Here is a 26,632-nt window from a genome sequence, read left to right as displayed (position 1 = left end):
AGACCTTTCAGAGTCCGGCGGTTAGCCTCCGGATCATGAGCGACTCGGCGCGCATCGTGATCACCGGCGGGGGCGTCGGCGGCACCTCCGTGGCCTACCACCTGACCCGGCTCGGCGAGCGCGACGTCGTCGTGCTGGAGCGGGACGAGCTGACCAGCGGCTCCACCTTCCACTCCGCGGGCCTGGTCGGCCAGCTCCGCGCCGACCCCACGCTGACCCGCATGAACCAGTACTCCGTCGAGCTTTACCGCACCCTCGACGCCGGCTGGACCGAGTGCGGCGGCATCAAGCTGGCCTCCACGCCGGAGCGCATGGAGGAGATCCGCCGCCAGATCGGCTGGGCGCGCGCGTCGGGGCTGCCGCTGGAGGAGATCTCGGTGGCCGAGGCCGTGGAGCTGTTCCCGCTCATGGACCCCGAGGGCGTCGTCGGGGCGGCGTACCTGCCGACGGACGGCCAGATCGACCCCTCCCAGCTCTGCTATGCCCTCGCCGCCGGGGCCCGCGAGGGCGGCGCGCGGATCAGGACCGGCGTCCGCGTCCTCGGCGTCAGGACGGCCGGCGGCCGGGTCACCGGCGTCGTCACCGACCACGGGGACATCGACTGCGAGATCGTGGTCAACTGCGGCGGCATGTTCGCCGCCGAGATCGGCCGCATGGCCGGGGTGCGCGTCCCGATCATCCCGATGTCGCACCAGTACGTCGTTACCGACGCCTGCCACGACCACCCCCGCCTGCCCACCCTGCGCGACCCCGACCTGCTCGTCTACTACCGGCAGGAGGTGCGGGGCCTGGTCATGGGCGGCTACGAGCGCACCTGCGCGCCCTGGACCGCCGCCCCGGACTCCTACGACGCCGTGCCCGCCGACTTCAACGGCCGCCTCCTGCCCGAGGACTGGCCGCGCTTCGAGGAGATCTCCGCCAACTCCCGGATCCGCGTCCCCGCGATGGGCGACGTCGGCATCCGCAAGCTCGTCAACGGGCCGGAGGCGTTCACCCCCGACAACGAGTTCTGCCTCGGCGAGAGCGAGGTCGCCGGCTTCTTCGTGGCCGCCGGGTTCTGCGCCCACGGCATCGCGGGCGCGGGCGGTATCGGCAAGGTGATGGCTGAGTGGATCGCCGGCGGCGAGCCGCCGATGGACCTCTGGCACATGGACGTACGCCGCTTCGGCCGCCACTACCGCTCCCCGTCGTACACGCTGAAGCGGGCCGTGGAGAACTACGAGACCTACTACGACATCCGCTACCCCGGCGAGGAGCGCGGCGCGGGCCGGCCGCTCCGCACCTCGCCCGCCTACGCCTGGCACGCCGCCCACGGCGCCGTCTTCGGCGAGAAGGCGGGCTGGGAGCGCGTCCACTACTACGCCGCCAACGACACCGGCGACGTGGAGGAGCGGCCGTACGGCTGGGCCGGGCGCGGCTGGTCGCCCGCGATCGCGGCCGAGCACCGCGCCACGCGCACGGCCGCCGGGCTGTTCGACGAGAGCTCGTTCGCCAAGATCGAGGTCACCGGCCCGGACGCGGCCGAGCTGCTGGAGCGGGTCTGCGCCAACCGGGTCGCCCGCGAGATCGGCGCGGTCGTCTACACGCAGGCGCTCAACCGGCGCGGCGGCATCGAGTGCGACTTCACCGTCACCCGGCGGGGCGAGGAGGAGTTCCTCGTCGTCACCGGCACCGCGTTCGGCACGCACGACCTCGGCTGGCTGCGCCGGCAGGCCGCGCTCACCGGCGCGCATGCCAGGATCACCGACGTGACCGGCCAGTACGCCTGCTTCGCCCTGTGGGGCCCGCGCGCCGGTGACGTCGTCGCCGGGCTCACCCCCGGTCCGATGGACCTGCCGTTCATGACCGCCCGCGAGACCACCGTCGGCGACGTGCCGGTGCTGGCGCTGGCCGTGACGTTCGTCGGCGAGCCCGGCTGGGAGCTCTACTGCTCCAGCGAGTACGGCCGCGCGCTCTGGGAGACCCTGTGGCGCGCCGGGCGGCCGCACGGCCTGGTGGCGGGCGGCTACCGCGCCATCGACAGCCTCCGGCTGGAGAAGGGCTATCGCGTCTGGGGCGCGGACATCGGCCCGGAGACCACGCCGTACGAGGCGGGACTCGGCTTCTGCGTCAAGCCGGACAAGGACTTCATCGGCCGCGACGCGCTCGACCCCGACCCGGAACGGCGGCTGCGCTGCCTCGTGCTCGCCGACCCGCGGGCCGTGGCGCTCGGCAACGAGCCGGTCGGCCTGGCCGGCCGGGTGGTGTCGCGGGTGACCTCCGGCGGCTACGGCTACACCGCCCGCGCCTCCATCGCCTACGCGTACCTGCCCGTGGAGGCGGGCATCGGCACCGAGGTGGAGGTCGAGATCGAGGGCGCCCGCGTGCCGGGCACCGTCGTCAAGTCACCGCTCACGTGACGCCGCTGCGCACCGAGATCCGCACCCGGTCCGGCCGGAACAGGTCGCGGGCGTACTCCACCGGCGTGCCGCCGGCCGCGTACGCCGTCCGCTCGATGAGCATGAGCGGCGCGCCCGGCTCGATGCCCAGCTCGGCGGCCTCACCGGCGCCGGCGATCACCGGGTCCAGGTGCTCGACCGCCGTCCGCGGCTCCAGGTCGTAGCGGGCGCCGAGCAGCGCGTACAGCGAGCCCGTCAGGTCCGCGCCGAGGAAGCCGGGCAGCGGCGGGAAGAACGAGCGCTCCAGCGCCACCGGCGAGCGGCCCGCCGAACGCACCCGGGCCACCTCGTGCACCGGCGACCCCGCCGCGACCCCCAGCGCCCGTGCCGCCGCGCCCGGCGCGGGCACGGTCGCCGCGGTCAGGACGCGCGCCTCGGCCCGCAGGTGGGCCCGGCGCATCTGCTCGGTGAACCCGGCGAGCCCGGTCAGGTCGCACTCGACGCGCGGCTCGGACACGAACGCCCCGCCCGCCCGTCCCGGGATCCGGACCAGCATGCCGTCGCGCTCCAGCGTGGCGAGGGCCTGGCGCAGCGTCATCCGGCTCACGCCGAGCCGCCCGGCCAGCTCCCGCTCGCCGGGCAGCCGGTCGCCGGGCGCCAGCTCGCCCCGGTCGATCGACTCCAGCAGCCACCGCTCGATCTGCACGTGCGCGGGGACGCCGGTGCCGCGTTCCAGCTCAGGCGGAGTGCCGACCACAGGCGCAGGCTACCCCGGCGGGGTGCTCACTCCGAGAGGCGGGACAGGCGCTCGACCGCCTCGGCGAACTCGCTGACCATCTCGTAGACCACCTGCCGGGCGGGCCTGATCTGGTCGAGCTGGCCCACGACCTGCCCGACGAAGTAGTTGGCCAGCTCCAGCGCGCCCGGCTCGCCCCGCTCCGCCGCCGTGGTGATGCGGGCCATCGCCCCTTCGGCGATGAGCATCTGCAGCGGCATGCCGAGCGGTCCTGGGCTCTCCTGGGCGGCGTCCCACTCCTGTGTCCATGCGGACCTGAGCTGGCGGGCCGGCTTGCCCGTGCGCGAACGCGAGCGGACCGTGTCGAGCGACGAGGCGGCCAGCATCTTCCGCTTGACCGCCGGAGCCGTCTCGGCCTCCTCCGTGGTCAGCCAGACCGAGCCGCACCACACGCCCTGCGCGCCGAGCGCCATGGCCGCCGCCATCTGCCGCCCGCTCGCGATGCCGCCGGCGGCCAGCACCGGCACCGGCGCGACCGCGTCCACGACCTGCGGCACCAGCACCATCGTGGAGATCTCGCCGGTGTGCCCGCCCGCCTCGGTGCCCTGCGCCACGATGAGGTCCGCGCCCGCGGCCACCTGCCTGCGCGCGTGCTCCACGGTGCCGACCAGCGCCGCGACCGGCACCCCGGCCTCCCGCGCCTTGGCCACCATCTCCGGCGGGGGCGGGCCCAGGGCGCTCGCGATCAGCCCGATCGGGTGCTTGAGCGCCACGTCCACCAGGCTCGACGCGCCCGCCGCCGTCACCCGCCGGCCGAACGAGTCCGCCGTCGCCGCCATCGGCTGCGCCGACCCGCCCACCTGGTACTTCGACATCAGGTGGGCGACGAAGTCGCGGTGCCGTTCGGGCACGAAGTCCATCAGGTGGCCGCCCTCCAGCGCGGCGGCGTCCACCTTTCCGGGCACGAGCACGTCCACGCCGTACGGCCTGCCGCCCACCTGCTCGTCGATCCAGGTCAGCTCGGTGTCGAGCTGGTCGGGCGAGTACGCGACCGCGCCCAGCACCCCGAACCCGCCCGCGTTCGTGACCGCGGCCACGACGTCCCTGCAGTGGCTGAAGGCGAACAACGGGAACTCGACGCCGAGACGTTCGCACACAGGGGTCCTCATGACCAGACGCTAACCGACCGAAGGAAGTTCGGTCCATCCCCTGCCGGCGACGGCGGCCGGGCTCAGGGCGCCGTGTCCGGCCGTACGGGGTCGTGCCAGCCCAGCTCCGGCGTGTAGCCGCGGACCCGCCGCGCCGGCACCCCCGCCACCACGCTGTGGTCGGGGAACGTGCCGCGCACCACCGCGCCGCCCGCCACCACGCACTGCCGGCCGAGCGTCGTGCCCGGCAGGATGATCGCCCCGGCGCCCAGCCACGAGCCCGAGCCGACCGAGACGGGGCTGTTGCGCGGCCACTGGCGGCCGATCGGCACGTCGGGGTCGTCGTAGACGTGGTTCTGGTCGGTGATGTAGACGTACGGGCCGGTGAAGACGTCGTCGCCGATGTCGATCGACTGGTGGGCCACGATGTGGCTGCCCCTGCCGATCGAGCAGCCGCGGCCGATCCGCAGGATGGAGGAGGGGCCGAGGTCAAGTCCGGGGTTCATGCCGCAGGAGATCGACACGCGCTCGCCGATCAGCGTGTGGTCGCCGATCTCGATGTACGCCTCGCCGAAGATCGCCCCAGGAGGGAACGCGATGCTGACCCCGTCGCCGATCCGGCGGAACCGATGGCCCCCCGGAGTGGCCGGAGTGATCGCGCCGGCGCGGCGGATCGCCGCGTAGGCGCGATGGATCGCCGCGTTCACGACCCGCCGAACTAGTGACATAACCACCAAAGTTACCGCTAGGTCATACCGTTCGGGCATGTGAGGGGCGTTGTTTGATATCCTGAGAGCCCGTGGACACTTCGACCACACATCGAGCCACGGGAGCCCCTTTGCGCAGCGCATCGCAAACCAAGCATCTGTTCGTCACCGGCGGTGTCGCCTCCAGTCTCGGCAAGGGGCTCACGGCCTCCAGCCTCGGTCGCCTGCTCAAGGCACGCGGTCTCCGGGTCACCATGCAGAAGCTCGACCCCTACCTCAACGTGGACCCCGGGACGATGAACCCGTTCCAGCACGGCGAGGTGTTCGTCACCGACGACGGCGCGGAGACCGACCTCGACGTCGGCCACTACGAGCGTTTCCTCGACACCGACCTGCACGGCTCGGCCAACGTCACCACCGGCCAGGTCTACTCCAACGTCATCGCCAAGGAGCGGCGGGGCGAATACCTCGGCGACACCGTCCAGGTCATCCCGCACATCACCAACGAGATCAAGGACCGCATCAGGGGCATGGCCGGTCCCGAGGTCGACGTGGTCATCACCGAGGTCGGCGGCACTGTCGGCGACATCGAGTCGCTGCCGTTCCTGGAGGCCGTCCGGCAGATCCGGCACGAGGTGGGCCGCGACAACGTCTTCTGCCTGCACGTCTCGCTGCTGCCCTACATCGGGCCGTCCGGCGAGCTCAAGACCAAGCCCACCCAGCACAGCGTGGCCGCGCTGCGCAGCATCGGCATCCAGCCCGACGCCATCGTGCTGCGCTCCGACCGCCCCGTGCAGACGGCGATCAAGCGCAAGATCAGCCTCATGTGCGACGTCGACGAGGACGCCGTGGTCTCCGCCGTCGACGCCGCCTCCATCTACGACATCCCGAAGGTGCTCCACTCCGAGGGCCTCGACGCCTACGTCGTACGCCGGCTCGGCCTGCCCTTCCGCGACGTCGACTGGAAGGAGTGGGAGGAGCTGCTGCGCCGGGTGCACCGGCCGGCCAAGGAGGTCACGATCGCGCTGGTCGGCAAGTACATCGACCTGCCCGACGCCTACCTGTCGGTCACCGAGGCGCTGCGCGCGGGCGGCTTCGCCAACGACGCCCGGGTCAACATCCGCTGGGTCAAGAGCGACGACTGCGAGACGCCCGAGGGCGCCGAGCGCGAGCTCGACGGCGTCGACGGCGTGCTGATCCCCGGCGGGTTCGGCGTACGCGGCATCGAGGGCAAGATCGGCGCCATCCGGCACGCCAGGGAGCAGAAGATCCCGCTGCTCGGCATCTGCCTCGGCATGCAGGGCATGGTCATCGAGGCCGCGCGCAACATGGCCGGCATCGCCGAGGCCAACTCCACCGAGTTCGACCCCGACACCAAGCACCCGGTCATCTCCACCATGGCCGACCAGGAGGACGTCGTCGCCGGCGAGCGCGACATGGGCGGCACCATGCGTCTCGGCAGCTACACCGCCAAGCTCGCCGAGGGCTCGCTCGCCCGCCGGCTTTACGGCGGCAAGGCCAAGGCCGACGAGCGCCACCGCCACAGGTACGAAGTCAACAACGCCTACCGCGAGCAGCTCGAGAAGGTCGGCCTGGTCTTCTCCGGCCTGTCGCCCGACGGCAGGCTGGTCGAGTACACCGAGCTGCCGGTGGAGACGCACCCGTTCTTCGTCGGCACGCAGGCGCACCCCGAGTTCCGCTCCCGCCCGACCCGCGCCAACCCGATGTTCAAGGGCCTCATCGGCGCGTCGCTCGACTACGCCGAGGGCCGGGTGGGCGCTAGGGTCGCCCAGTGAGCTCAACCATGATCAGCGACACGCCCGAGTCGTGGGACGTCGTCGAGAGCAAGGAACGTTTCTCCGGTTACGTCATCCGGGTGGTCACCGACACCGTCAGGATGCCGCGCGACGAGGTCGCCGACCGCGACTACGTGGTGCATCCCGGCTCCGTCGCGGTGCTCGCCCTCGACGACCTCGACCGCGTCCTCATGATCAGGCAGTACCGCCATCCGGCCCGGCAGCTGATGTGGGAGCTGCCGGCCGGGATCCGCGACGTGGCGGGCGAATCGCTGGTCGACGGGGCGGCCCGTGAGCTGGCCGAGGAGGCCGGCTACCGGGCGGCCACCTGGCACACCCTCGTCGACCTGCGCACCTCGCCCGGCATGAGCGACGAGCGCATCCGGGTCTTCCTCGCCCGCGACCTCACCAAGATCCCCGACGAGGAGAACGGCTTCGTGCACCGGCACGAGGAGGTCGACATGCCGGTCGAATGGGTCCCGCTGCCCGACGCGGTCGAGAAGGCGCTCATGGGTATGATCCACAATTCCCCGGCCGTGGCCGGTATCCTCGCCGCATATGCGGCTTCGGTCGAGGGTTTCGCGACGTTGCGCCCGGCCGACGCCCCGGAGGCGTGACGTATCGGGAAGGACCGGCTCGTGGAGGCAGTGCTCTCCAGCTACCTCGCCCATCTGGCGGTGGAGCGGGGCCTGGCCGCCAACACGCTCGCGTCCTACCGCCGTGACCTGCGCCGCTACGTGGAGCATCTGCAGGCGCGCGGCCGTGCCGAGCTCGGCGAGGTGGGGGAGGCCGACGTACAGGCCTTCCTCGCCGCGCTGCGCGAGGGCGACGGCGAGCATCCCGCGCTCGTCGCCAGCTCGGCCGCGCGCGCGGTCTCGGCCGTACGCGGCCTGCACCGCTTCGCCCTGCGCGAAGGCGTCACCGCCCACGACCCCGCCCACCAGGTACGCCCGCCGCGCCAGCTCCGCCGGCTGCCCAAGGCCATCACGGTGGACGAGGTCGAGCGGCTCATCGCCGCCTCGGGCCCCGACGGCGCGCCCCTGACCCTGCGCAACCGCGCCCTGCTGGAGGTCCTGTACGGCACCGGCGCGCGCATCTCCGAGGCCGTCGGCTTGGCCGTCGACGACCTGGAGGACGACCAGGTGCGCCTGCGCGGCAAGGGCGGACGCACCCGCGTCGTCCCCCTGGGCCGCTACGCCCGCGCCGCGCTCGACGCCTACCTCGTCCGCGCCCGGCCCGGCCTGCTGGCGCACGGGCGCGGCACGCCCGGCGTCTTCCTCAACGCCCGCGGCGGGCGGCTGACCAGGCAGGGCGCCTGGGAAGTGCTCCAGGCCGCCGCCGAACGAGCCGGACTCGACGGGATAAGCCCCCACGTTCTCCGGCATTCGTTCGCCACCCATCTCCTCGACGGCGGCGCCGACGTCAGAGTGGTCCAGGAACTGCTCGGCCACGCCTCGGTCACGACCACGCAGGTCTACACCCTGGTCACCGTCGACAAGCTCCGCGAGGTCTACGCGGCGGCGCACCCACGCGCCCGGCAGTGATCTATAGTCTTTTGCGACGTGCGGCGGCGACGGCGTGCCGCCTTGCCGCGTTAAGTGGTGACGCCATAGTGTCCGTCCGGACGGTCCGGTTCGGGACCGTCAGGGAGGTTCGAGCTGGTGACTGTGACGACCAAGGGTTCGACCCCGGGGACCCCCGACAACCCCTGGGGCGACACGAAGACCAACACGCCTTCCAACGGCGTCAATCTGGGGCCCACGCAGCGGCCACGGCCGGTGTTCCCCGAGCCGGTGCCACCCGCCGTGCACGGCCCGGCGCGCGTCGTCGCGATGGTCAATCAGAAGGGCGGGGTCGGTAAGACCACGACCACCATCAACCTGGGCGCCGCCCTCGTCGAATGCGGCCTCAAGGTGCTGCTGGTCGACTTCGACCCCCAGGGCGCGCTCTCCGTCGGCCTGGGCATCAACCCGCTCCAGCTCGACCTGACCGTCTACAACCTCCTCATGGAGCGCGGCGTCACCGCCGAGGAGGTGCTGCTGCAGACCGGCGTCGAGGGCCTCGACCTGCTGCCCAGCAACATCGACCTGTCCGCCGCCGAGGTCCAGCTCGTCACCGAGGTGGCCCGCGAGCAGGTGCTCGGCCGCGTCATCAAGCCGCTGCTGCCGCACTACGACGTCTGCCTCATCGACTGCCAGCCGTCGCTCGGCCTGCTCACCATCAACGCGCTGACCTGCGCCCACGGCGTCATGGTGCCGCTGGAGTGCGAGTTCTTCGCCCTGCGCGGCGTCGCGCTGCTCATGGACACCATCTCCAAGGTCCAGGAGCGCCTCAACGAGGACCTCGAGATCGAGGGCCTGCTCGCCACCATGTACGACGCCCGCACCCTGCACGGCCGCGAGGTGCTGGCCCGCGTGGTCGAGGCGTTCGGCGACAAGGTGTTCCACACGGTCATCAACCGCACGGTGCGCTTCCCCGACGCGACCGTGGCCGGTGAGCCGATCACCACGTTCGACCCCTCCTCGCTGGGCGCCAACGCCTATCGCGAGCTGGCCCGCGAAGTGCTCTCGCGCTGGCCGGCACCTGCCACAATGGCCAGGTGACCACCGCCGAGCAGACCGACCCCCAGGGCTTCCAGGTCCACCTGGACGTCTTCGAAGGGCCCTTCGATCTGCTCCTCGGCCTCATCGCCAAGCACAAGCTGGACATCACCGAGGTCTCGCTCTCCAAGGTCACCGACGAGTTCATCGCCTACATCCGCTCCCGGGGCCCCGAGTGGGACCTCGACCAGACCAGCCACTTCCTGCTGGTCGCGGCCACGCTGCTCGACCTGAAGGCGGCCCGGCTGCTGCCCTCCGGGGAGGTCGAGGACGAGGAGGACCTGGCGCTGCTGGAGGCCAGGGACCTGCTGTTCGCGCGGTTGCTGCAGTACAAGGCGTACAAAGAGGTCGCGAAGGTCTTCTCCGGGCTCATGGCGGAGGAGGCGCTGCGCTTCCCGCGTACGGTGCAGATGGAGCCCCAGTTCGCGAACCTGCTGCCCGAGCTGGTGCTCGGCGTCGGGCCCGAGCAACTCGCCAGGATCGCGGCACGGGCCTTCACGCCCAAGGCGCCGCCCACCGTCGGCATCGGGCACATCTACGAGCCGCTGGCCAGCGTCAAGGAGCAGGCCGCGATCCTCGTCTCGCACCTGCGGCGGATGCGCCGGGCCACTTTCCGCGCGCTCGTCGCCGACTGCGCGGGGACCTTCGAGGTCATCGCGCGGTTCCTGGCCGTGCTGGAGCTGTTCAGGGAGGCGGCGGTGACCTTCGAGCAGATCGAGCCGCTGGGCGACCTGCACGTCACCTGGACCGGGGCCGATGAGGGGGATGTGGCGGTGGGGGACGACTACGAGGAATCCGCGGAGAAGCCACGCAATGACTGACAGCCCCAACCCCTCCGACCCCCGCCACCCGCTGCCCGCCTGGATGACCCTCCCGGGCTCCCTGGCCCAATCGGCAGACACTTCGGCCGATGCACCCCAGCCCACGGAGGTCTCCGAGCCTGCCGACGCACCTCGGCCGATCGAGGTTTCCGAGCCTGCGGACGCCGTTGAGCCGCAGGAGGTGCCCGAACCTGCCGACGAGCCTCAGCCGCAGGAGGTGCCCGAGCCTGCTGACGAGCCTCAGCCGGTGGAGGTGTCCGGGTTCGCGGACGCCCCTGAGCTGCCAGAGGTGCCCGAGCCGGCAAAGGCGCCGCGGCCGGCGGAGGCGTCCGAGCCCGCCGACGTGCCGCGTCCGGCGGAGGCGCCGCACTCCCCGGACAGCGCATTCCCGACGTCGGCCCCTGATCCCGCTCCCGAGCCGGATCCCCACCCCGGTCCGGCATCGGCAGAGCGTGGGACGCCGCGCGACGCCGGGGCGCCCATGTCCGAAGAAGCGCGAGGGCCTCTGGGCCCGGAGCCGTCCTCCACTCCCGCGCCTTCGCCCCGCACTGGGGTCGTAGCCTCACCCGGCGCGGCGGATTTCGGCACCGGTGACCAGGCCGAGGAGCAGCAGAGGACAGAAGGGCCGACGCTGCAGGCGGCTCTGGAGGCTATCCTGCTGGTGGTCGACGAGCCCGTCGCCGAGGTGACCCTGGCGCAGGTGCTGGAGCGCCCCACCCACGAGGTCGCCGCCGCGCTGCGCGGGCTCTCGGCGGAATACACCGCCTCCGGGCGGGGTTTCGATCTGAGAGAGGTCGCAGGCGGCTGGCGGTTCTACACGCGCGCCGACTGCGCCGCGCTGGTCGAGCGGTTCGTCCGCGACGGCCAGCAGTCACGGCTGACCCAGGCCGCGCTGGAAACTCTCGCGGTCGTGGCCTACCGGCAACCGGTGAGCCGCGCCCGTGTCGCCGCCGTACGCGGCGTCAACAGCGACGGCGTCATGCGGACGCTCGTCGCCAGGGGGCTGGTCGAGGAGGCCGGCACCGACCCGGAGAGCCAGGCAGTGCTCTACCGGACAAGCTCATACTTCCTTGAACGTCTGGGACTGCGGGACCTGAGCGAGCTCCCCGAGCTCGCGCCCTTCCTCCCCGACGACGTGGAGAACCTCGAGGAGACAACAAAGTGATCAACAGGCGAAGCACCCCGTCCGGTGATGGACGCGGTCGTGGACGCACCGGCGGCTCGGACCGTAGTGCCGGCCGTGGCGGGCGTCCCGCCTTCCGCGCGGACCGCGACGACCGCGGATCCGGCGGCCGGCCGTCCGGCGACCGGTCCTACGGCGACCGCGACCGCGGTAGGTCGTCCGGCGACCGCGACCGTTCGTACGGCCGTGACCGCTCCTACGGCAGTGACCGCGGCGACCGCGGCGACCGCGGCTCCGTGAGCGACAGCCGCCCTTCGCGCGACTCCCTCCGCGCCGACCGCGGGGGTTCCCGCGCCCGGTACGGCGGACGTGACGGCGCGAGCGAGGGCCGCTACCCCCGTGATGACCGAAACCCCCGAGACGGCGGTTACGCCGGCGGCGACCGCGGCGGTGACCGGGAGCGCGGCTCCTGGTCGCGAGGCGACCGCGACGACAGGCCCGCCCGCGACGACCGCTCCGACAGGTACGGCCGTAGCCCACGCGCCGAGCGCCCGCGCGGCGAAGGCTTCGGCGGCCCCCGGGGCGATCGCGACCGCGGCTGGGACCGCGACCGGTCCAGCGCCAGGCCTGGTGACCGGACCGGTGACCGGGGCGGCAACCGGAGCTGGGACCGCGACCGCGACGGGAACCGCGGCGGCTACCGCTCCGACCGCCCCGAGCGCCGCACCGACCGCTCCTTTGATCGTCCCGAGCGTCGCACGGATCGCTTCGGCGACCGTTCCGACCGCGGTGCCGACCGCTTCGGCGACCGTTCCGAGAGTCGTTCCGACCGGTTCGCCGGCCGCTCTGAAGGCCGTTCCGACCGGTTCGCCGGCCGTTCCGATGGCCGTGCAGACGGGTTCGGTGGCCGTTCCGAGGGTCGTTCCGACCGGTTCGCCGGCCGTTCTGAGGGCCGTGCCGACGGGTTCGGTGGGCGTTCCGACCGGGGTGGTTACCGTTCGGACCGTGGCGAGCGTCGGGATGACCGGGGAGGTTTCCGTTCCGACCGGAGCGGAGGACGTTCCGAGCAGGGCGCGCCCCGCGAGGCGGGATCGACGCGTTCCCGCTACGGCAGGCGTGACGGCGACGCCCCCCGGGGCGTCGCCCGGGCGACCGCCCGTGGCGGCAGGCGTGACGACGTCCAGACCATCGGCAGGGCCGGCAGGACCGGCGGGCCGGGAGGCGGCGCGTCCGGTGACCGCAAGGGCCCCGGCAGCCCCCAGCAGGCCCGGATCAAGGCGGCCCGCCAGCCCATCCGCGACCGCGACCTGTTCCCCGAGGGCTACACCGACGAGCGCGACACCACCGAGGTCCCGGACGGCGTCCGGCTGCAGAAGGTGCTCGCGCAGGCGGGCGTGGCCAGCCGCAGGGCGTGCGAGGAGATGATCGGCGAGGGCCGCGTCACGGTGAACGGCCAGGTCGTACGCCGCTTCGGCGCCAAGGTCGACCCCGCCAAGCAAGTCATCCACGTGGACGGCAAGCGCATCCCGACGGCCCCCGACCTGGTCTACTACGCGCTCAACAAGCCCATCGGCGTCGTGTCCACCATGGAGGACCCGCAGGGCCGCCCGTGCCTGGCCGACTACGTCCAGGAGCTGGCGCCGCGGCTGTTCCACGTGGGCCGGCTCGACACCGAGACCGAGGGCCTGCTGCTGCTCACCAACGACGGCGAACTGGCCAACCGGCTCACCCACCCCAGCTACGGCGTGCAGAAGAAGTACTGGGCGAAGGTGCCCGGCCCGATCCCGAGGGACCTCGGGCGCCGGCTCAAGCAGGGCATCGAGCTGGAGGACGGCCTCGCCAGGGCCGACAGCTTCGCCATCGTTCAGGAGCACGCCCAGCAGGCGCTGGTCGAGATCGTCCTGCACGAGGGGCGCAAGCACGTCGTCAGGCGGATGCTGGAGGAGGCCGGGCACCGGGTCATCGACCTGGCCAGGATCGAGTTCGGCCCGGTGAAGCTGGGCCGTACCAAGCCCGGCACCATCCGCGCGCTGAGCCTGAAAGAGGTCGGCGAGCTGTACGCGGCCGTGAAGCTGTAATCTGTCCGAACGCAGGAGCCCGTGCGTGCTTTGTCCCGCACGGGCTCTCCCGCTTGTCAGAAGGGGACGAACCACATGGTGCGGGCGGTCCGCGGGGCGATCCAGGTGGACGCCGACGATCGTGACTCGATCATCGAGGGCACGACCGAGCTGGTCAGCGTGCTCATGGAGCGCAACCGGCTGACCACGGACGACGTGATCAGCGTGCTGTTCACTGCCACGCCCGACCTGACGGCGGAGTTCCCCGCGCTCGCGGCGCGCAAGCTGGGCTTCCACGAGGTGCCGCTGATCTGCTGCACCGAGATCGACGTGCCGGGCGCGCTGCCCCGCGTCGTACGCCTCATGGCCCACATCGAGACCGATCGCCCACGTTCGGAGATCCACCACGTCTATCTGCGGGGTGCCGTGGCCCTCCGCCAGGACATCGCCCAATAGGCCCCGATCAGGGGCGGCCCGACACACCAGGACATCCAGATGGAACTACGCACCGTGCTCGTCGTCGGCACCGGCCTCATCGGCACCAGCACCGCGCTGGCGCTGCGCAGGCACGGCGTGCGGGTCCTGCTCGCCGACCGCGACCCGGGCGCCGTACGGCTGGCGCGCGAGCTCGGCGCGGGCGAGGAGTGGACGCCGGAGGACCCGCCCGAGGAGGGCGTGGACCTGGCGGTGATCGCGGTGCCCCCGGCGTTCGTGGCGAGCGAGCTGCTGGAGCTGCAGCGGCACGACGCCGCGCGCTTCTACACCGACGTGGCCAGCGTCAAGGCGGAGCCCATCGACCGGGCCCGGCAGCTCGGCTGTGACCTGACGTCCTACGTCGCCTCGCACCCGCTCGCGGGGCGGGAGCGGAGCGGCCCCGGCGCCGCCCGCGAGGACCTGTTCCTGGGCCGCCCGTGGGCGCTGTGCCCCACCGAGGAGGCCGGTCCCGAGGCGAAGGCCGCCGTGCTGCGGCTGGTCGAGCTGTGCGGGGCCAACCCGGTCGAGGTCGGCGCGGTCGAGCACGACCGTGCCGTGGCCGTCGTCTCCCACGCGCCACACGTCACCGCCTCGGCCGTGGCCGCGCGCCTGGCCGACACCACGGACGTCGCGCTCGGCCTGGCCGGTCAGGGCGTCAGGGACGTCACCAGGATCGCCGGCAGCGACCCCGGCCTGTGGCTCGGCATCCTGTCCGGCAACGCGGCCCCGGTCGCCGAGGTGCTGGAGGCCGTCGCGCGGGACCTCACCGAGGCCGCCGGCGCGCTGCGTGCCCTGGCCGGCGGCGACGGCACCGCCATGCAGGACATCACCCAGCTGCTCAAGCGGGGTGTCGTCGGGCACGACCGCATCCCGGGCAAGCACGGCGGGCCCGCCTCGGCGTACGCGGTGGTCCAGGTGGTCATCGGCGACCGTCCCGGTCAGCTCGCCCGGTTGTTCCAGGTGTGCGATGAGGTCGGGGTCAACGTCGAGGACGTCCGGCTGGAGCACGCGCCCGGGTTGCCGCTGGGCATCGCCGAGCTGTCCGTGCAGCCCGACGCCGCGGTCCCGCTCGTCGAGGCGCTGCGCGACCGGGGCTGGCAGCTTCCCTGACGCGGTTGCCTGGCGCGTTCCCTGACGCGCCGGTGCCCCGGTGGGGTGCGCGGCGGGTGTCGGCGGCCCACCGCGCACGTTGATCACCGCTCGGTCACTTCTTGGTGACCGCCTGGCTGACGGCGTTGGGGCCGTCGTACTCGCGGTCCGGCATGTTCTCCAGAGCCTTGACGATGTCGTCGTCCGCGCCGTGGTCACGGGCGGCCCGGACCAGGTCGTCCTTGCTGGCGGGGTAGTCCACGCCGCTCAGGTGCTTCTGGAGCTGGATCGGGTTCGGTGCTGTACTCATGTCGGCCTGCTGCCCGTCGTACGCGAGAGGTAACAGCGGGTGCCTCGAAGTCAGCCGCCGGCGCGTTCCAGCAGGCGGCGGTCGCGTTCCACGGCCGGAGGGAGGGCGCGGCGGGCGGCCAGGGCTCGCGGCAGGCGGGGTACGGCCGTGCGCAGCCCCTCCCAGCCCGTCGGCCCCCGGCGCAGCGCGGCGAGGAGCCGGCGGGCCACCACCGTCCACGGACGGCGCAGCACCGCCGTGAGTACGGAGTTGCGCGCGGCCAGCACCTGCCGCCCCCGGGGATCCCTGGACGGTGACGGGTGGTGGTGGGCCACGACGTCGTCCACGTACGCCAGGCCCCATCCGCGCGCCGCCAGGTCCACCGCCAGCCGTTCCTCCTCGCCGAAGAAGAAGATCACGTCGTCGAACCCGCCCGCCTCCAAGAACGCCTCCCGCCGCACCACGGCGCCGCACGCCAGGAACCCCAGCACGCTCGGCCCCGGCAGGTCCGGCTCGGTGCCGAGCGGCGAGTGCGCCATCTGCTCCGACACCGGGTCCAGCCGCTCCTCGGGGCCCACGAGCACGCGCGCCCCCAGGACGGCCAGCCGGGGGTGGGCGTCCAGCACGTCGGCCGCCCGTGCCAGCGCTCCCGGCGTCCACCAGGAGTCGTCGTCGGCGAAGGCCACGTAGGGCGTCTCCGCCAGGCGTACGCCGACGTTGCGGGCGGGCGCCCCCAGGTTCTCGCCCGCCTCGACCATCTGGACGTCGGGGAAGTGTTTGCGGACGAAGCCCGCCGTCCCGTCGGTCGAGCCGTTGTCGACGAGGATCACCGGACGCGGGTGCCGGGGGAGCGAGCGGGCCAGCGCTCGCAACCTGTCCTTGCTGGCCACCACGACCGTGACCCGGGCTTCACTCACATCAGAGCACTTACCTGCTGAAACCCCCTTAGTCCCGCAATAACGGGTTGATGGAACGGGGGGGAGGGCGTACAAAGGACGGTAACAACGTTACCGAGAAGAAACGGCGTTACCGAGCATGGCGACCGCGTACCAGCAGGCCCAGCGAGAAGGGCAGGACGTCGTCCGGACGGCGATCCTCGACACCGCCACGCACCTGCTCGTCACCGAAGGGCCGGGCGCGCTCACCGTCCGGCGCATCGCGGGCGAGGCCGGCTGCTCCACGAAGGTCATCTACACGCTGTTCGGCGGCAAGGACGGGCTGGTCGAGGCGCTGTGGCTGGAGGGGTTCGCCCGGTTCGAGCGCCGGCTCCGCGCCGCGCCGAAGAGCGCGCGAGGGGAGCGGCGACTGCACGTCACGTCCGAGGGCGAGCACGGGGAGCAGCGGCTCCTCGCCGCGTCCGAGGGCGAGCGCAGCGAGGGGCGGCTCCTTGGCGCGTCCGAGGGCGAGGGTAGCGAGGGGCGGCTCCTTGGCGCGCCAGAAAGTGAGCGTGGCGAGGGGCTCGCCGGCGCCCAGCCTCTCGCCGACTCGCTGGCCGACCCTCGCGCCGGCTCCTTGACCGATCCGCTGCCGGCCGATCCCTTGGCCGCGCTGCGGGCCGGGCTCGACGCCTACCGTGACTACGCGCTCGCCGAGCCCGACTACTACCGGGTCATGTTCCAGGGCGCGGTGCCCGGGTTCAGTCCGGGGCCCGAGGCGGTGGCGGCCGCGCGGCGTTCGTTCGAGCTGCTCGTCCACGCCGTACGGGCCTGCCTGGAACAGGGCCTGCTGCGCGGCGGCACCGCCAGGGAGATCGCCGACCTGCTCTGGATGGCCGTCCACGGTGCCGTCAGCCTGGAGATCACCGGTTTCTTCGCGGCGCCCGAGGCCGCCCGGCGCTACCGCGCCCTGTACTCCGCCGTGCTCGCCCCCTTCCTGCTGCCGCCCGACCTGCCCGACGACGAGCCTGCCGGTGAGCCGGGCGGCGCATATCGCGAACTGCCGTACGAGGAGTCCGTGGAGAGGACCGCGTCATGACCACCACCCCGTTCAGGGACGGCTTCGCACCCGTGACCGAGGAGATCACCGCCTTCGACCTGGAGGTGACCGGCCGCATCCCGGCCGTGTTCAACGGCCGTTTCCTGCGCAACGGCCCAAACCCGCTCAGCCTCGACGACCCGCACGCCTCCCACCTGTTCCTCGGCGAAGGCATGGTGCACGGGGTGCGGCTGCGCGACGGCCGCGCCGAGTGGTACCGCAACCGATGGGTACGCAGCGCGGACGTCGCCCGCAGGCTCGGCGAGCCGGTCCGGCCGGGACCCGTGCACGCGGGCATGGACTTCGCCCCCAACACGCACGTCATCGGGCTGGCCGGGCGCACGTTCGCGACCGTGGAGGCGGGCGCGCTGCCGTACGAGCTGAGCTACGAGCTGGAGACGATCGGCAGCTGCGACTTCGGCGGCGGCCTGCCGGGCGGGTTCGCCGCCCACACCCACGCCGACCCGGTCACCGGCGAGCTGCACGCGGTGGCGTACTTCTTCGGCTGGGACCACCACCAGCACCTCGTCCTCGGCCCCGACGGCACGGTGCGGCAGGTGCGCGACATCCCGATCGCCGACGCGCCGATGCTGCACGACTTCGCGCTCACCGAGCGCTTTGTCGTCCTCTACGACCTGCCGGTCACGTTCAGCATGGAGCACGCCCAGAAGGGCACGCCGCTGCCGTACGCCTGGAACGAGGCCCACGGCGCCCGCGTCGGCCTGCTGCCCCGCGCCGGCGGCGAGACGCGCTGGTTCGACGTGGAGCCGTGCTGGGTCTTCCACACGGTCAACGCCTATGACGACGGCGACGAGGTGGTGGTGGACGTGATCCGCTACCCCAAGAGGTTCGTGGACGCCCGGCTCGACGCCGGCGGCGCGCCCACCCTCGACCGCTGGCGCATCGACCCGGCCTCCGGCAAGGTCTCCCAGACCCGGCTGGACGACCGCTCGCAGGAGTTCCCGCGCATCGACGAGCGGCGCACCGGCCTGCCCCACCGCTACGGCTACACCGCCGCCGCCCGCGAGCTGAACGACATCGTCAGCCCGCACGACACGGGGCTGGAGGACCTGCCGGACGAGGCGTTCGACAACACCCTCATCAAGCACGACCTGGTCCGCGGCACGCAGGAGGCGCGGCAGTTCGGGCGGGGGGCGTACGTCGGCGAGCCGGTCTTCGTCCCCGAGGGCGAGGCCGAGGACGACGGCTACGTGATGACGCTGGTCAACGACCCGGACAGGGGAGCGGCCGACCTCGTGATCGTCTCGGCCCGCGACTTCACCGGCGAGCCGGTCGCCACCGTGCACCTTCCCGCCCGCGTCCCGCTCGGCTTCCACGGGAGCTGGATCGCCGACTGAGCCGGACGCGGTAGCCTCTTCAGGTCGGGACACACGTGAAGAGGGAGAGGCCGTGACCGGTCTGGTCGTCGCCATGGACGGACCTTCGGGGTCGGGCAAGTCGAGCGTGTCGCGCGGGGTCGCCCGCGCGCTGGGCCTGCGCTACCTCGACACCGGGGCCATGTACCGCGCGATGACCTGGTGGATGCTCCAGCAGGGCGTCGACCTCGCCGATCCGGCCGCGATCGCGGCCCGCAGCGGCGAGCCGGGCATCGTCTGCGCCACCGACCCCGACGCGCCCGCCATCCACGTCGACGGCGTCGACGTCGGCGGGCCGATCAGGGAGGCCGAGGTGACCGGCGCGGTCTCCGTCGTGGCCGCCGTCCCCGAGGTGCGGGTGCGGCTGGTCGCACTCCAGCGGGAGGCCATCGGCGCCGGTGGCATCGTCGTCGAGGGCCGCGACATCGGCTCCGTCGTCTGCCCCGACGCCCCCGTCAAGATCTACCTGACGGCGAGCGCGGAGGCGCGTGCCCGCAGGCGTTCCGCCGAGCTGGCGGGCACGACGGTCGAGGCACAGCAGGAGGCGTTGGCCAGGCGTGACACCCTGGACTCGACGAGGAAGACCGACCCACTCTCGATGGCGGATGGCGCCGTCGAGCTCGACACCACCGCGCTCAGCCTCGACGAGGTGATCGCGGAGGTGCTGAGGCTGGTCAAGGAGCGCGCCTGATGACCATGTCAGGCGCGGTACTCACACAAAGGACGAAATATCGTGTCAACGGGGGACTGGGTCGAGGCAGAGCTCGACGACCTTGAGATCACCGAGCACGGCGACAGCGCTCCGCTGCCCGTCGTCGCCATCGTAGGACGCCCGAACGTCGGCAAGTCCACGCTGGTCAACCGCATCATCGGCCGCCGCGAGGCGGTCGTCGAGGACGTGCCGGGCGTCACCCGCGACCGCGTCACCTACGAGGCCAACTGGCGTGGCCGCCGCTTCACCGTCGTCGACACCGGCGGCTGGGACCCCGACGCCACCGGCATGGGCCTGCGCATCGCCGAGCAGGCGCAGGTCGCCGTCGAGCTGGCCGACGTGATCGTGTTCGTGGTGGACGCCACCGTGGGCGCGACCGACGCCGACGAGATCGTGGGCGCTGTGCTGCGCCAGTCCGGCAAGCCGGTCGTGCTGGCCGCCAACAAGGTCGACAACCAGCAGCTCGAACTCGAGGCCGCCGCGCTGTGGGCGCTCGGCCTCGGCGAGCCCTACCCCGTCTCGGCCCTGCACGGCCGCTCCAGCGGCGACCTGCTCGACGTGGTGCTCGACGCGCTGCCCGACACGCCGCGCGTCACGTTCGAGACCGAGCGCGGCCCGGCCAGGATCGCGCTGCTCGGCAAGCCCAACGTCGGCAAGTCCTCGCTGCTCAACAAGCTCGCCGGCGAGGAGCGGGTGCTGGTCGACCCGATGGCGGGCACCACCCGCGACCCGGTGGACGAGCTGGTCGAGCTGGGCGGGCGCACCTGGCGTTTCATCGACACCGCCGGCATCCGCAGGCGCGACCGCGAGCTGCAGGGCGCCGACTTCTACGCCGCCATGCGCACCCGCGCCGCCCTGGAGCGCTCGGAGGTGGCGATCGTGCTGATCGACGCCAGCGAGACGCTCACCGAGCAGGATCTGCGCATCATCGGCCTGGTCATCGAGTCCGGGCGGGCCATGGTGGTCGCCTTCAACAAGTGGGACCTCGTCGACGAGGACCGCCGCTACTACCTGGAGAAGGAGATCGACCGGCAGCTCGTCCGCACCCCGTGGGCGCTGCGGGTCAACATCTCCGCCAAGACCGGGCGGCACGTCGACCGGCTGGTCCCGGCGCTGGAGAAGGCGCTCGACTCGTGGTCCACGCGGGTGCCGACGGCGCGGCTCAACGCGTTCCTGACCGAGCTGGTGCAGCAGACGCCGCCGCCGGTGCGGGGCGGCAAGCAGCCGAAGATCCTCTTCGCCACGCAGGCGTCGACCGAGCCGCCGAAGTTCGTGCTGTTCACCTCCGGCTGGCTGGAGGACACCTACCGGCGCTTCATCGAGCGGCGCATCCGCGAGGAGTTCGGCTTCGCGGGCTCGCCCATCGAGGTCACCATGAAGATCAGGGAAAAGCGTCCCAAGAAGGACAAGTGACGGGCGCGGGCGCTTCCGGAGACCGGGAGCGCCCGCTCGCTTTGCCCCGGAGGCCCGCGCAGCCGTAAAGTGATCGGCAACACGTTGAGGGAGCCGAGTAGCCGCGGCCCCGCTCGGGTCCAGAGAGCCGCCGGAAGCTGTGAAGGCGGCCCCGAGCCCCACGGCGAAGACACTCCTGAGTGCGGGGAGGAAATGCCCCGCCGGCCTGACCTCCGTCATCGGGTCCTCTTCGAGGCCGCGCCGCTCCGGCGGGGCGGCGAAAGTGCGGTGGCACCGGGAGTTCCCTTCTCCCCCGCACTCCCAAGGGATCACGCACATCCTGCAGAGGAGCTGTGATGATCTCTCGTATCCTGTCCGCTGAGCTCGCCGAGCACACCGGACGACGAGTGACGATCGCCGGCTGGGTCCATCGCCGCCGGCACCTGAAATCCGTGTCCTTCCTTGTGGTACGCGACCGCACCGGCCTGGCCCAGGTGGTCACCGGGAGCGGCCTGCCGGGGGAGGAGAGCGTGGTCCGGGTCACCGGCACCGTGACCGCCCGGCCGCAGGCGCCCGGCGGCGTCGAGCTGACCGAGCCGGAGATCGAAGTGCTGGCCGAGCCGGGCGCGCCGCCGCCGTTCGACCTCTACCGGCCGGTGGTGCCCGCCGCGCTGCCGACCGTGCTCGACCACGCGCCGGTCGCGCTCCGCCACCCCCGGCTGCGGGCGCCGCTGGAGATCTCGGCGGCGAGCGTGGCCGGGTTCCGCGAGACGCTCGACCGGCTCGGCTTCACCGAGATCCACACCCCGAAGATCGTCGCCTCGGCCACCGAGTCCGGGGCGAACGTCTTCGGCATCGACTACTTCGGGCGGCGCGCCTACCTCGCCCAGTCGCCGCAGTTCTACAAGCAGACGATGGTGGGGGTGTTCGAGCGGGTCTACGAGGTCGGGCCCGTCTTCCGCGCCGAGCCGCACGACACCGCGCGGCACCTGGCCCAGTACACCAGCCTGGACGCCGAGCTGGGCTTCGTCGCCGACCACCGGGACGTCATGGCCGTGCTCCGCGAGGCCGTGGCGGGCATGCTGGCGTCGGTGCGCCGCCGCGCCGCGCCGGCCGTCGAACTGCTCGGCCTGACGCTGCCCGACGTGCCCGCCGAGATCCCGACTGTGCACTTCACCGAGGCGCAGCGGCTCACCTCCTCGGGCGAGCCGGACCTGGACCCGGCGCAGGAGCGGTGGCTGTCGGAGTGGGCGCTGCGGGAGCACGGGTCGGAGTTCCTGTTCGTCACCGGCTACCCCATGGCCAAACGGCCGTTCTACACCCACCCCGACCCCGCGAGGCCCGCCTACTCCAACGGCTTCGACCTGCTGTTCCGCGGGCTGGAGCTGGTGACGGGCGGGCAACGGCTGCACCGGTACGAGGACTACACGGCGGCGCTGGCCGCCCGCGGGGAGCCGGTGGAGCCGTACGAGGGGTATCTGCAGGCGTTCAGGTACGGCATGCCGCCGCACGGCGGGTTCGCGCTGGGCCTGGAACGCTGGACGGCCCGGCTGACGGGCGCGGCCAACATCCGCGAGACCACCGCCTTCCCCCGCGACCTCCACCGCCTGTCGCCCTGACCGGCGCGCCGGCCCCGGTCCCGGTCAGCGGGTCTCCGCCGCCGGGTCCGGGGCCGGCGCGGGGACCCGCCCGGCAAGGCGGCGCGGCATGAGGAAGGCGGCCACCGCGCCCGCCAGGCAGACGAACGCCGTCACGAGGAACATCTCGGTGTACTCCACGTGCAGCGCCGCCTGCACCTGGCCGGTGTACTCGGCGAGCTGCCGCTGGTAGGTCGCGGCGTCCACGCCGAACGGGAGCGGCGTGTCCAGGTCGGCCGTGAGCGACTGGAACCGGTGGAACCCCCACGCCGACACCGCCGCGATGCCGATCAGCATGCCCATCATCCTGGCCACCACGACCGCCGCCGAGGCCACCCCGTGCTGGTCGGCCCGGCTGGCGCGCAGCACCGCCGACGACACCGGGGCGATCACCACGCCGAGGCCCAGCCCGGCCACCACCAGGGCGGCGTCCACGGCCAGGCCCGCCTCGGCCAGCCGCAGCGGCCAGCGGCTCATCAGCCCGTAGCCGGCGGCCGCGACCACCATGCCCGCCACCGCGACCACGCGCTCGCCCAGCCGGCGGGAGAGCACCCCGCCGAGCAGCGCGCCGACGGTCAGCGCGATCAGGAAGCGGGCCAGGACGAACGCCGCGCCCAGCTCGTCCCGGTCGAGCAGCGTCTGCGCGGTGAACGGCACGAACACCATCGTGACCAGCAGCGCCGCCCCCGCGAGGAAGCTCACGCCCAGCGTCGCCAGCAGCGGCCCCTTGGGGACGCCGGACAGGTCGAGGATGCGTACGGGAGAGCGGATCTCCCACCAGACGAAGACCCCGGCGGCCACCGCGCCCGCCGCGATCAGCGGCACTCCCCAGGGCGGCAGGAACGCCTCGGCCGGGTCGGGGTTGTACAGGCCGATGACGAGCAGGGCCAGGGCGAGGGCCAGCAGGGCGCCGCCCACGGCGTCCACGCGGAGGGCCGTACCTCCCACTGGGCGGGCGGGGCGGCCGGGGACGGTGAAGTGGACCGCCACGGCCGCGAGCGCCGCCAGCGGCACGTTGACCCAGAAGATGGCGTGCCAGCCGCCCAGCTCCACGCCCGCCACCGCGAACGCCGGGATCTGCGCCAGCAGCCCGCCGTAGAGGGGGCCGAGCGCCGAGCCCAGCTCCTGCGCCGCGCCGACCGCGCCGAGCGCGACCGGCCGCTCCCGCTCCTCCCACAGGTCGCCGATGAGCGCCATCGTGATCGGCAGCAACGCCCCGCCGGCGATGCCCTGCACGGTGCGCCCGGCCACCACCATCGTCTCGCCGGCCGCCAGCGCCGTCAGCACCGACCCGAGCGCGAACACCGCCAGGCAGGCGTGGATCAGCGGCCGCCGCCCGTAACGGTCGGAGAGCTGCCCGAGCAGCGGCATCGCCGCGATGTAGCCGAGCAGGAACCCGGTGACGATCGGCGTGGCCCGCTCCAGACGGTTGAGCGGCACGCCGACGTCCCTGGCGATCTCGATGAGGACGGTCACCACCACGTACGCGTCGAGCGCGGCCAGCAGCACCACCGCGCCCCCCGCGCCGAGCGCGACCCGGCGGGCGACGGCCATCATCCGGCGGGCGGCGTGATCGTGACCGGCGCGTCGTAGTCGCTGAACGACACCGTCACGGTGCCGCCGGGCAACGGCAGACTGGCCTTGCTGAGCCTGCTGCTGGCCTGGTCGATCCAGACCTTGCCGTTCACGTCCTGCGTGACCCCCGGCACGATGTCCTTGACCACCTGGGCCGGGAACGTCGTCGCCACCCGGTAGGCACCGTTCTCGACGCCCTCGACCTGCGGGTTCGTCGCCGAGGACAGCATCTTCGCGATGCCCTTCGTCGGCTCCAGGATCACCGACGGGTCGTAGAACTGCGCGAGCTGCTGCCTGGTCATCTTCTGGAAGCCGCCCGTCGGACCCTTGAAATGCACCGTGTCGCCGACGAGGGCGAAGGTGACCTCCTGGAGGTTGCCCAGGATGGAGATCGTGAGCGTGCCGTCGGCGTCGCCGCCGGCGGTGAGCCTGCCGTCGGCCTTCTGCAGCGGCACCTCCGGCTTGCCTTCGGTGGCGATGGAGAAGGCGGCCGACTTGACCGTCGTCATGGCCTCGGCGGCCTTCTTCATCAGGTCGGGGCCGGCGGGCAGCGCGGGCTCGCCGCCGCCGCCCGACGAGCAGGCCGACGCGAGCGCGAGAACCGCCACGATCAGAAGTCTTCTGAGCATGAGCGGATCGTAGCGACCGGCGGCGGAGGCCGCGCGCGGTCGCGGATATCGGTTGGATGTCGGCCCGGGACCGGGCACAGTCGCCGTCAGCGCAGCTTCTTCAGCTGCTCCACGAGCGGCGCGTACGCCGCCTCGATCGCTTCGAGCTGCTCGTCGGTGAGCCGGTCCACGAAGTGCTCGCGCACGCTCGCCACATGGAACGGCGCCACCCGCTGGATGGTCTCCCAGCCCTCGTCCGTCAGCACCGCGAACGTGCCCCGCCGGTCGTCACGGCAGTCCTCCCGCTTGACCAGGCCCTTGGCCTCCATGCGGGAGATCTGGTGCGACAGGCGGCTGCGGGACTGGATCGTGGCGTCGGCCAGGTCGCTCATGCGCATCCGGCGGCCCTGGCTCTCCGACAGGTTGACCAGGATCTCGTAGTCGTTGAGCGACAGGGAGAACTCCTGCAGCTCGCGGTCGAGCCGGTGCATGAGCAGTTTGTGCAGCGCCAGGTGCGTGCGCCAGGCACGCTGTTCGGCGGATGACAGCCAGCGAGGGGCGCTCATGATCTCAAGATTAGCGTACGTAGAGTGAACGGCATGGGGGAGAGGCCGGCGGAGAAGGGTGGGGAGAGCCTCCGCACGGTGCTCGTGGCCGGGGCGGCGAACCTGGCGATCGCGCTGGCCAAGCTGGTCGCCGGCCTGTTCAGCGGCTCGGCGGCCATGCTGTCGGAGGCCGCGCACTCGGCCGCCGACACCGTCACCGAGATCCTGCTGCTGGTCGCGATCCGCCGCTCGGGCCGGCCCGCGGACCGGCGTCGTCCGTTCGGGTACGGCAAGGCCGGGTTCGTCTGGGCGATGATGGCGGCGGTGGCCACGCTCGTCGGCGGCGCCGGCTTCTCCATCACGCACGGCGTGCACGTGATCAGCCGCGGCGAGGAGCTCGGCAACCTCGTCCCTTCCTACCTCGTGCTGGCCGTCTCCTTCGTCATCGAGTCCCTGTCGTTCGCCAAGGCGTACGGTCAACTGCGCGCCGAGGCGGCCCGTTACCGGATCCATCCGGTGCGGCTGGTGCGGATCACCTCCGACACGGCGCTCAAGGCCGTGGTGTTCGAGGACGCGGCCGCGCTGGCCGGGCTGGTGATCGCGGGCGGCGGGCTGCTCGGCTCCCAGCTCACCGGGTCGGCCCTGTGGGACGGCCTGGCCTCCGTCGCGATCGGCCTGCTCCTGCTGCTGGCCGCGCTCACCCTGATCCAGGCCAACCTGTCGCTGCTCGTCGGGCAGGCCGCGCCGCCCGGCGTGGAGACCGGCATCCGCGCGGTGCTCCTGGCCCAGCCCGAGGTCGAGGACGTCGTCGAGCTGCTCACCATGATGATCGGCCCCGGCGACGTGCTGGTCGCCGCCAAGATCGACTTCAGGGACGAGGCCACCGCGGCCGGCGTCGAGATCGCCTGCGACGAGGTGGACCGGCGGCTGCGCGGGGAGTTCCCCATCGTCAGGCTGGTCTTCCTCGACCCCACCCCCACCCGCCGTACCTCCGGCTAGCCCAGGCTCGGGATCGGCACGCGGCGGGCCGGGAGGTCCGTGACGACCGCCACCCTGATGTCCGGGCCGGCCGTCCACTCCAGCAGGTGGCGGCCGTCCAGGTCGTCGCCGCCGCGGTCGAGCTGGTCCAGCGACAGCTCGCCCCGCTTGATCAGCGCCTCCTTACGGGTCCAGCACCGCATCAGCTCGTCGTTGCCGGTGACCTCGGCCCGCTCGCGCGGGGTGAGCACGCGCTCGGCCAGCGCCTCGTCCAGGGGGCCCGGCGGCACGCGCTCGGCGTCCACGCCGACCTTGCCGGGGCCGGCCGCGGCGCAGACGTACCCGCGGGTGTGGCTGAGGCTCACGCCCAGCTCGGGGGCCTGTTCGACGTACGGCCTGCCGTGGCCGGGGCCGTGCACGTCGCAGATCTGCAGCAGCGTCAGCGCGGCCGGGTCGGCGTCGAGCGCGGCCGCCGCGCAGAGCCGGACGAGCAGGTGGGCGGCGACGAACGTGTCACGGTCCGCCTCGAACCGGAACCGCGCGGCACGTTCGCGCTCCACCTCGGTGAGCCAGTGTTCGGGCGCGCGCACCTCGCCGGGGTGGCCGCCCATCGCCAG

Annotated in this window: 25 protein-coding genes; 16 read left to right on the top strand and 9 right to left on the bottom strand. The window is 72.7% G+C overall.

The window, feature by feature from the left end:
- Positions 1-35 precede the first annotated feature (35 nt).
- On the top strand, positions 36-2,399 hold the full coding sequence (locus tag SMD20_RS13870) for a GcvT family protein (protein ID WP_329580152.1): 2,364 nt from the start codon (positions 36-38) through the stop codon (positions 2,397-2,399).
- Here the strand turns inward: SMD20_RS13870 and SMD20_RS13865 are convergent.
- From SMD20_RS13865 to SMD20_RS13855, 3 genes are all read right to left on the bottom strand, one after another.
- The gene (locus SMD20_RS13865; RefSeq protein WP_329580149.1) at positions 2,392-3,135 is read right to left on the bottom strand and encodes a GntR family transcriptional regulator; all 744 of its coding nucleotides are present in this window, start codon (positions 3,133-3,135) and stop codon (positions 2,392-2,394) included. The two genes, SMD20_RS13870 and SMD20_RS13865, sit on opposite strands and share 8 nt — an antisense overlap.
- A 26-nt stretch (positions 3,136-3,161) precedes the next feature.
- Entirely contained in the window at positions 3,162-4,283 is a 1,122-nt protein-coding gene (locus tag SMD20_RS13860; protein ID WP_329580147.1) for an NAD(P)H-dependent flavin oxidoreductase, read from the bottom strand.
- Between the two features lie 62 nt (positions 4,284-4,345).
- Positions 4,346-4,990, bottom strand: coding sequence for an acyltransferase (locus SMD20_RS13855; RefSeq protein WP_329580145.1), 645 nt, complete (start codon positions 4,988-4,990; stop codon positions 4,346-4,348).
- Positions 4,991-5,100: 110 nt separating this feature from the next.
- Here SMD20_RS13855 and SMD20_RS13850 point away from each other — a divergent pair, with 110 nt between their 5' ends.
- The 9 genes from SMD20_RS13850 (at position 5,101) to SMD20_RS13810 (ending at position 14,950) form a co-directional block, all read left to right on the top strand.
- Positions 5,101-6,765, top strand: coding sequence for a CTP synthase (locus SMD20_RS13850; protein WP_329580141.1), 1,665 nt, complete (start codon positions 5,101-5,103; stop codon positions 6,763-6,765).
- 8 nt (positions 6,766-6,773) lie between these two features.
- Positions 6,774-7,382 carry an NUDIX hydrolase gene (locus tag SMD20_RS13845; RefSeq protein ID WP_329592531.1) on the top strand — a complete coding sequence of 203 codons (609 nt, stop codon included), beginning with the start codon at positions 6,774-6,776 and terminating at the stop codon, positions 7,380-7,382.
- A gap of 21 nt (positions 7,383-7,403) precedes the next feature.
- The gene (gene xerD, locus SMD20_RS13840) at positions 7,404-8,309 is read left to right on the top strand and encodes a site-specific tyrosine recombinase XerD (protein WP_329580138.1); all 906 of its coding nucleotides are present in this window, start codon (positions 7,404-7,406) and stop codon (positions 8,307-8,309) included.
- A 117-nt stretch (positions 8,310-8,426) separates the two neighbouring features.
- Positions 8,427-9,368 carry a ParA family protein gene (locus tag SMD20_RS13835; protein WP_329580135.1) on the top strand — a complete coding sequence of 314 codons (942 nt, stop codon included), beginning with the start codon at positions 8,427-8,429 and terminating at the stop codon, positions 9,366-9,368.
- A complete protein-coding gene (locus tag SMD20_RS13830) occupies positions 9,365-10,186 on the top strand; it encodes a segregation and condensation protein A (protein ID WP_329580132.1) in 822 nt (273 codons plus the stop codon). The genes SMD20_RS13835 and SMD20_RS13830 overlap by 4 nt, the downstream gene beginning before the upstream one ends.
- Positions 10,187-10,667: 481 nt before the next feature.
- Complete coding sequence (gene scpB / locus SMD20_RS13825) at positions 10,668-11,351, top strand: SMC-Scp complex subunit ScpB (protein ID WP_442942478.1); 684 nt, start codon at positions 10,668-10,670, stop codon at positions 11,349-11,351.
- A complete protein-coding gene (locus tag SMD20_RS13820) occupies positions 11,348-13,387 on the top strand; it encodes a pseudouridine synthase (RefSeq protein WP_329580130.1) in 2,040 nt (679 codons plus the stop codon). The genes scpB and SMD20_RS13820 overlap by 4 nt, the downstream gene beginning before the upstream one ends.
- Before the next feature lie 75 nt (positions 13,388-13,462).
- A complete protein-coding gene (aroH, locus tag SMD20_RS13815) occupies positions 13,463-13,822 on the top strand; it encodes a chorismate mutase (protein ID WP_329580128.1) in 360 nt (119 codons plus the stop codon).
- Positions 13,823-13,861: 39 nt separating this feature from the next.
- Positions 13,862-14,950: a prephenate dehydrogenase gene (locus tag SMD20_RS13810; protein WP_329580126.1), complete on the top strand. Its 1,089-nt coding sequence runs from the start codon at positions 13,862-13,864 to the stop codon at positions 14,948-14,950.
- A 94-nt stretch (positions 14,951-15,044) separates the two neighbouring features.
- Here SMD20_RS13810 and SMD20_RS13805 read toward each other — a convergent pair whose 3' ends face one another.
- Positions 15,045-15,239 (bottom strand): DUF2795 domain-containing protein, encoded by a 195-nt coding sequence (locus tag SMD20_RS13805; RefSeq protein ID WP_091075802.1) that lies wholly within the window; start codon positions 15,237-15,239, stop codon positions 15,045-15,047.
- Between the two features lie 50 nt (positions 15,240-15,289).
- Entirely contained in the window at positions 15,290-16,135 is an 846-nt protein-coding gene (locus SMD20_RS13800; RefSeq protein ID WP_329580120.1) for a glycosyltransferase family 2 protein, read from the bottom strand.
- A 118-nt stretch (positions 16,136-16,253) separates the two neighbouring features.
- Here SMD20_RS13800 and SMD20_RS13795 point away from each other — a divergent pair, with 118 nt between their 5' ends.
- From SMD20_RS13795 to aspS, 5 genes are all read left to right on the top strand, one after another.
- Positions 16,254-17,192, top strand: a complete 939-nt coding sequence (locus tag SMD20_RS13795; RefSeq protein WP_329580117.1) for a TetR/AcrR family transcriptional regulator — start codon at positions 16,254-16,256, stop codon at positions 17,190-17,192.
- On the top strand, positions 17,189-18,550 hold the full coding sequence (locus SMD20_RS13790; protein ID WP_329580113.1) for a carotenoid oxygenase family protein: 1,362 nt from the start codon (positions 17,189-17,191) through the stop codon (positions 18,548-18,550). Before SMD20_RS13795 ends, SMD20_RS13790 begins: the two co-directional genes overlap by 4 nt.
- Positions 18,551-18,602: 52 nt before the next feature.
- A complete protein-coding gene (gene cmk, locus SMD20_RS13785; RefSeq protein WP_329580110.1) occupies positions 18,603-19,259 on the top strand; it encodes a (d)CMP kinase in 657 nt (218 codons plus the stop codon).
- A 42-nt stretch (positions 19,260-19,301) separates the two neighbouring features.
- A complete protein-coding gene (gene der, locus SMD20_RS13780) occupies positions 19,302-20,693 on the top strand; it encodes a ribosome biogenesis GTPase Der (RefSeq protein ID WP_329580108.1) in 1,392 nt (463 codons plus the stop codon).
- Positions 20,694-21,028: 335 nt separating this feature from the next.
- On the top strand, positions 21,029-22,291 hold the full coding sequence (gene aspS / locus SMD20_RS13775) for an aspartate--tRNA(Asn) ligase (RefSeq protein ID WP_329580106.1): 1,263 nt from the start codon (positions 21,029-21,031) through the stop codon (positions 22,289-22,291).
- Between the two features lie 24 nt (positions 22,292-22,315).
- Here the strand turns inward: aspS and SMD20_RS13770 are convergent, their stop codons facing one another.
- The 3 genes from SMD20_RS13770 to SMD20_RS13760 form a co-directional block, all read right to left on the bottom strand.
- Complete coding sequence (locus SMD20_RS13770; RefSeq protein WP_329580104.1) at positions 22,316-23,866, bottom strand: MFS transporter; 1,551 nt, start codon at positions 23,864-23,866, stop codon at positions 22,316-22,318.
- Complete coding sequence (locus SMD20_RS13765; protein ID WP_329580101.1) at positions 23,863-24,513, bottom strand: LppX_LprAFG lipoprotein; 651 nt, start codon at positions 24,511-24,513, stop codon at positions 23,863-23,865. Before SMD20_RS13765 ends, SMD20_RS13770 begins: the two co-directional genes overlap by 4 nt.
- An 86-nt stretch (positions 24,514-24,599) precedes the next feature.
- Positions 24,600-25,058: a MarR family winged helix-turn-helix transcriptional regulator gene (locus SMD20_RS13760; RefSeq protein ID WP_329580098.1), complete on the bottom strand. Its 459-nt coding sequence runs from the start codon at positions 25,056-25,058 to the stop codon at positions 24,600-24,602.
- A gap of 33 nt (positions 25,059-25,091) precedes the next feature.
- On the opposite strand from SMD20_RS13760, the gene SMD20_RS13755 reads away from it, so the two are divergent.
- Positions 25,092-26,036 carry a cation diffusion facilitator family transporter gene (locus tag SMD20_RS13755; protein ID WP_329580095.1) on the top strand — a complete coding sequence of 315 codons (945 nt, stop codon included), beginning with the start codon at positions 25,092-25,094 and terminating at the stop codon, positions 26,034-26,036.
- Here SMD20_RS13755 and SMD20_RS13750 read toward each other — a convergent pair.
- Entirely contained in the window at positions 26,033-26,626 is a 594-nt protein-coding gene (locus SMD20_RS13750) for a 4'-phosphopantetheinyl transferase family protein (protein WP_329580092.1), read from the bottom strand. The genes SMD20_RS13755 and SMD20_RS13750 overlap by 4 nt on opposite strands.
- Between the last annotated feature and the right edge of the window lie 6 nt (positions 26,627-26,632).

It is taken from the genome of Nonomuraea sp. LP-02, from assembly GCF_036289125.1.
GTDB lineage: Bacteria > Actinomycetota > Actinomycetes > Streptosporangiales > Streptosporangiaceae > Nonomuraea > Nonomuraea bangladeshensis.
This window is presented reverse-complemented; position numbering and strand designations above follow the sequence as displayed.

What these genes read in the sequence shown, in the direction of transcription:
- SMD20_RS13805 (WP_091075802.1), bottom strand. Translation starts at nt 15,239, where the DNA reads ATGAGTACAGCACCGAACCCGATCCAGCTCCAGAAGCACCTGAGCGGC.
- SMD20_RS13755 (WP_329580095.1), top strand. Translation starts at nt 25,092, where the DNA reads ATGGGGGAGAGGCCGGCGGAGAAGGGTGGGGAGAGCCTCCGCACGGTG.
- SMD20_RS13760 (WP_329580098.1), bottom strand. Translation starts at nt 25,058, where the DNA reads ATGAGCGCCCCTCGCTGGCTGTCATCCGCCGAACAGCGTGCCTGGCGC.
- aroH (WP_329580128.1), top strand. Translation starts at nt 13,463, where the DNA reads ATGGTGCGGGCGGTCCGCGGGGCGATCCAGGTGGACGCCGACGATCGT.
- SMD20_RS13765 (WP_329580101.1), bottom strand. Translation starts at nt 24,513, where the DNA reads ATGCTCAGAAGACTTCTGATCGTGGCGGTTCTCGCGCTCGCGTCGGCC.
- SMD20_RS13855 (WP_329580145.1), bottom strand. Translation starts at nt 4,990, where the DNA reads ATGTCACTAGTTCGGCGGGTCGTGAACGCGGCGATCCATCGCGCCTAC.
- scpB (WP_442942478.1), top strand. Translation starts at nt 10,668, where the DNA reads ATGTCCGAAGAAGCGCGAGGGCCTCTGGGCCCGGAGCCGTCCTCCACT.
- SMD20_RS13795 (WP_329580117.1), top strand. Translation starts at nt 16,254, where the DNA reads ATGGCGACCGCGTACCAGCAGGCCCAGCGAGAAGGGCAGGACGTCGTC.
- SMD20_RS13750 (WP_329580092.1), bottom strand. Translation starts at nt 26,626, where the DNA reads ATGGGCGGCCACCCCGGCGAGGTGCGCGCGCCCGAACACTGGCTCACC.
- SMD20_RS13845 (WP_329592531.1), top strand. Translation starts at nt 6,774, where the DNA reads ATGATCAGCGACACGCCCGAGTCGTGGGACGTCGTCGAGAGCAAGGAA.
- SMD20_RS13770 (WP_329580104.1), bottom strand. Translation starts at nt 23,866, where the DNA reads ATGATGGCCGTCGCCCGCCGGGTCGCGCTCGGCGCGGGGGGCGCGGTG.
- SMD20_RS13870 (WP_329580152.1), top strand. Translation starts at nt 36, where the DNA reads ATGAGCGACTCGGCGCGCATCGTGATCACCGGCGGGGGCGTCGGCGGC.
- aspS (WP_329580106.1), top strand. Translation starts at nt 21,029, where the DNA reads ATGATCTCTCGTATCCTGTCCGCTGAGCTCGCCGAGCACACCGGACGA.
- SMD20_RS13790 (WP_329580113.1), top strand. Translation starts at nt 17,189, where the DNA reads ATGACCACCACCCCGTTCAGGGACGGCTTCGCACCCGTGACCGAGGAG.
- SMD20_RS13860 (WP_329580147.1), bottom strand. Translation starts at nt 4,283, where the DNA reads ATGAGGACCCCTGTGTGCGAACGTCTCGGCGTCGAGTTCCCGTTGTTC.
- SMD20_RS13810 (WP_329580126.1), top strand. Translation starts at nt 13,862, where the DNA reads ATGGAACTACGCACCGTGCTCGTCGTCGGCACCGGCCTCATCGGCACC.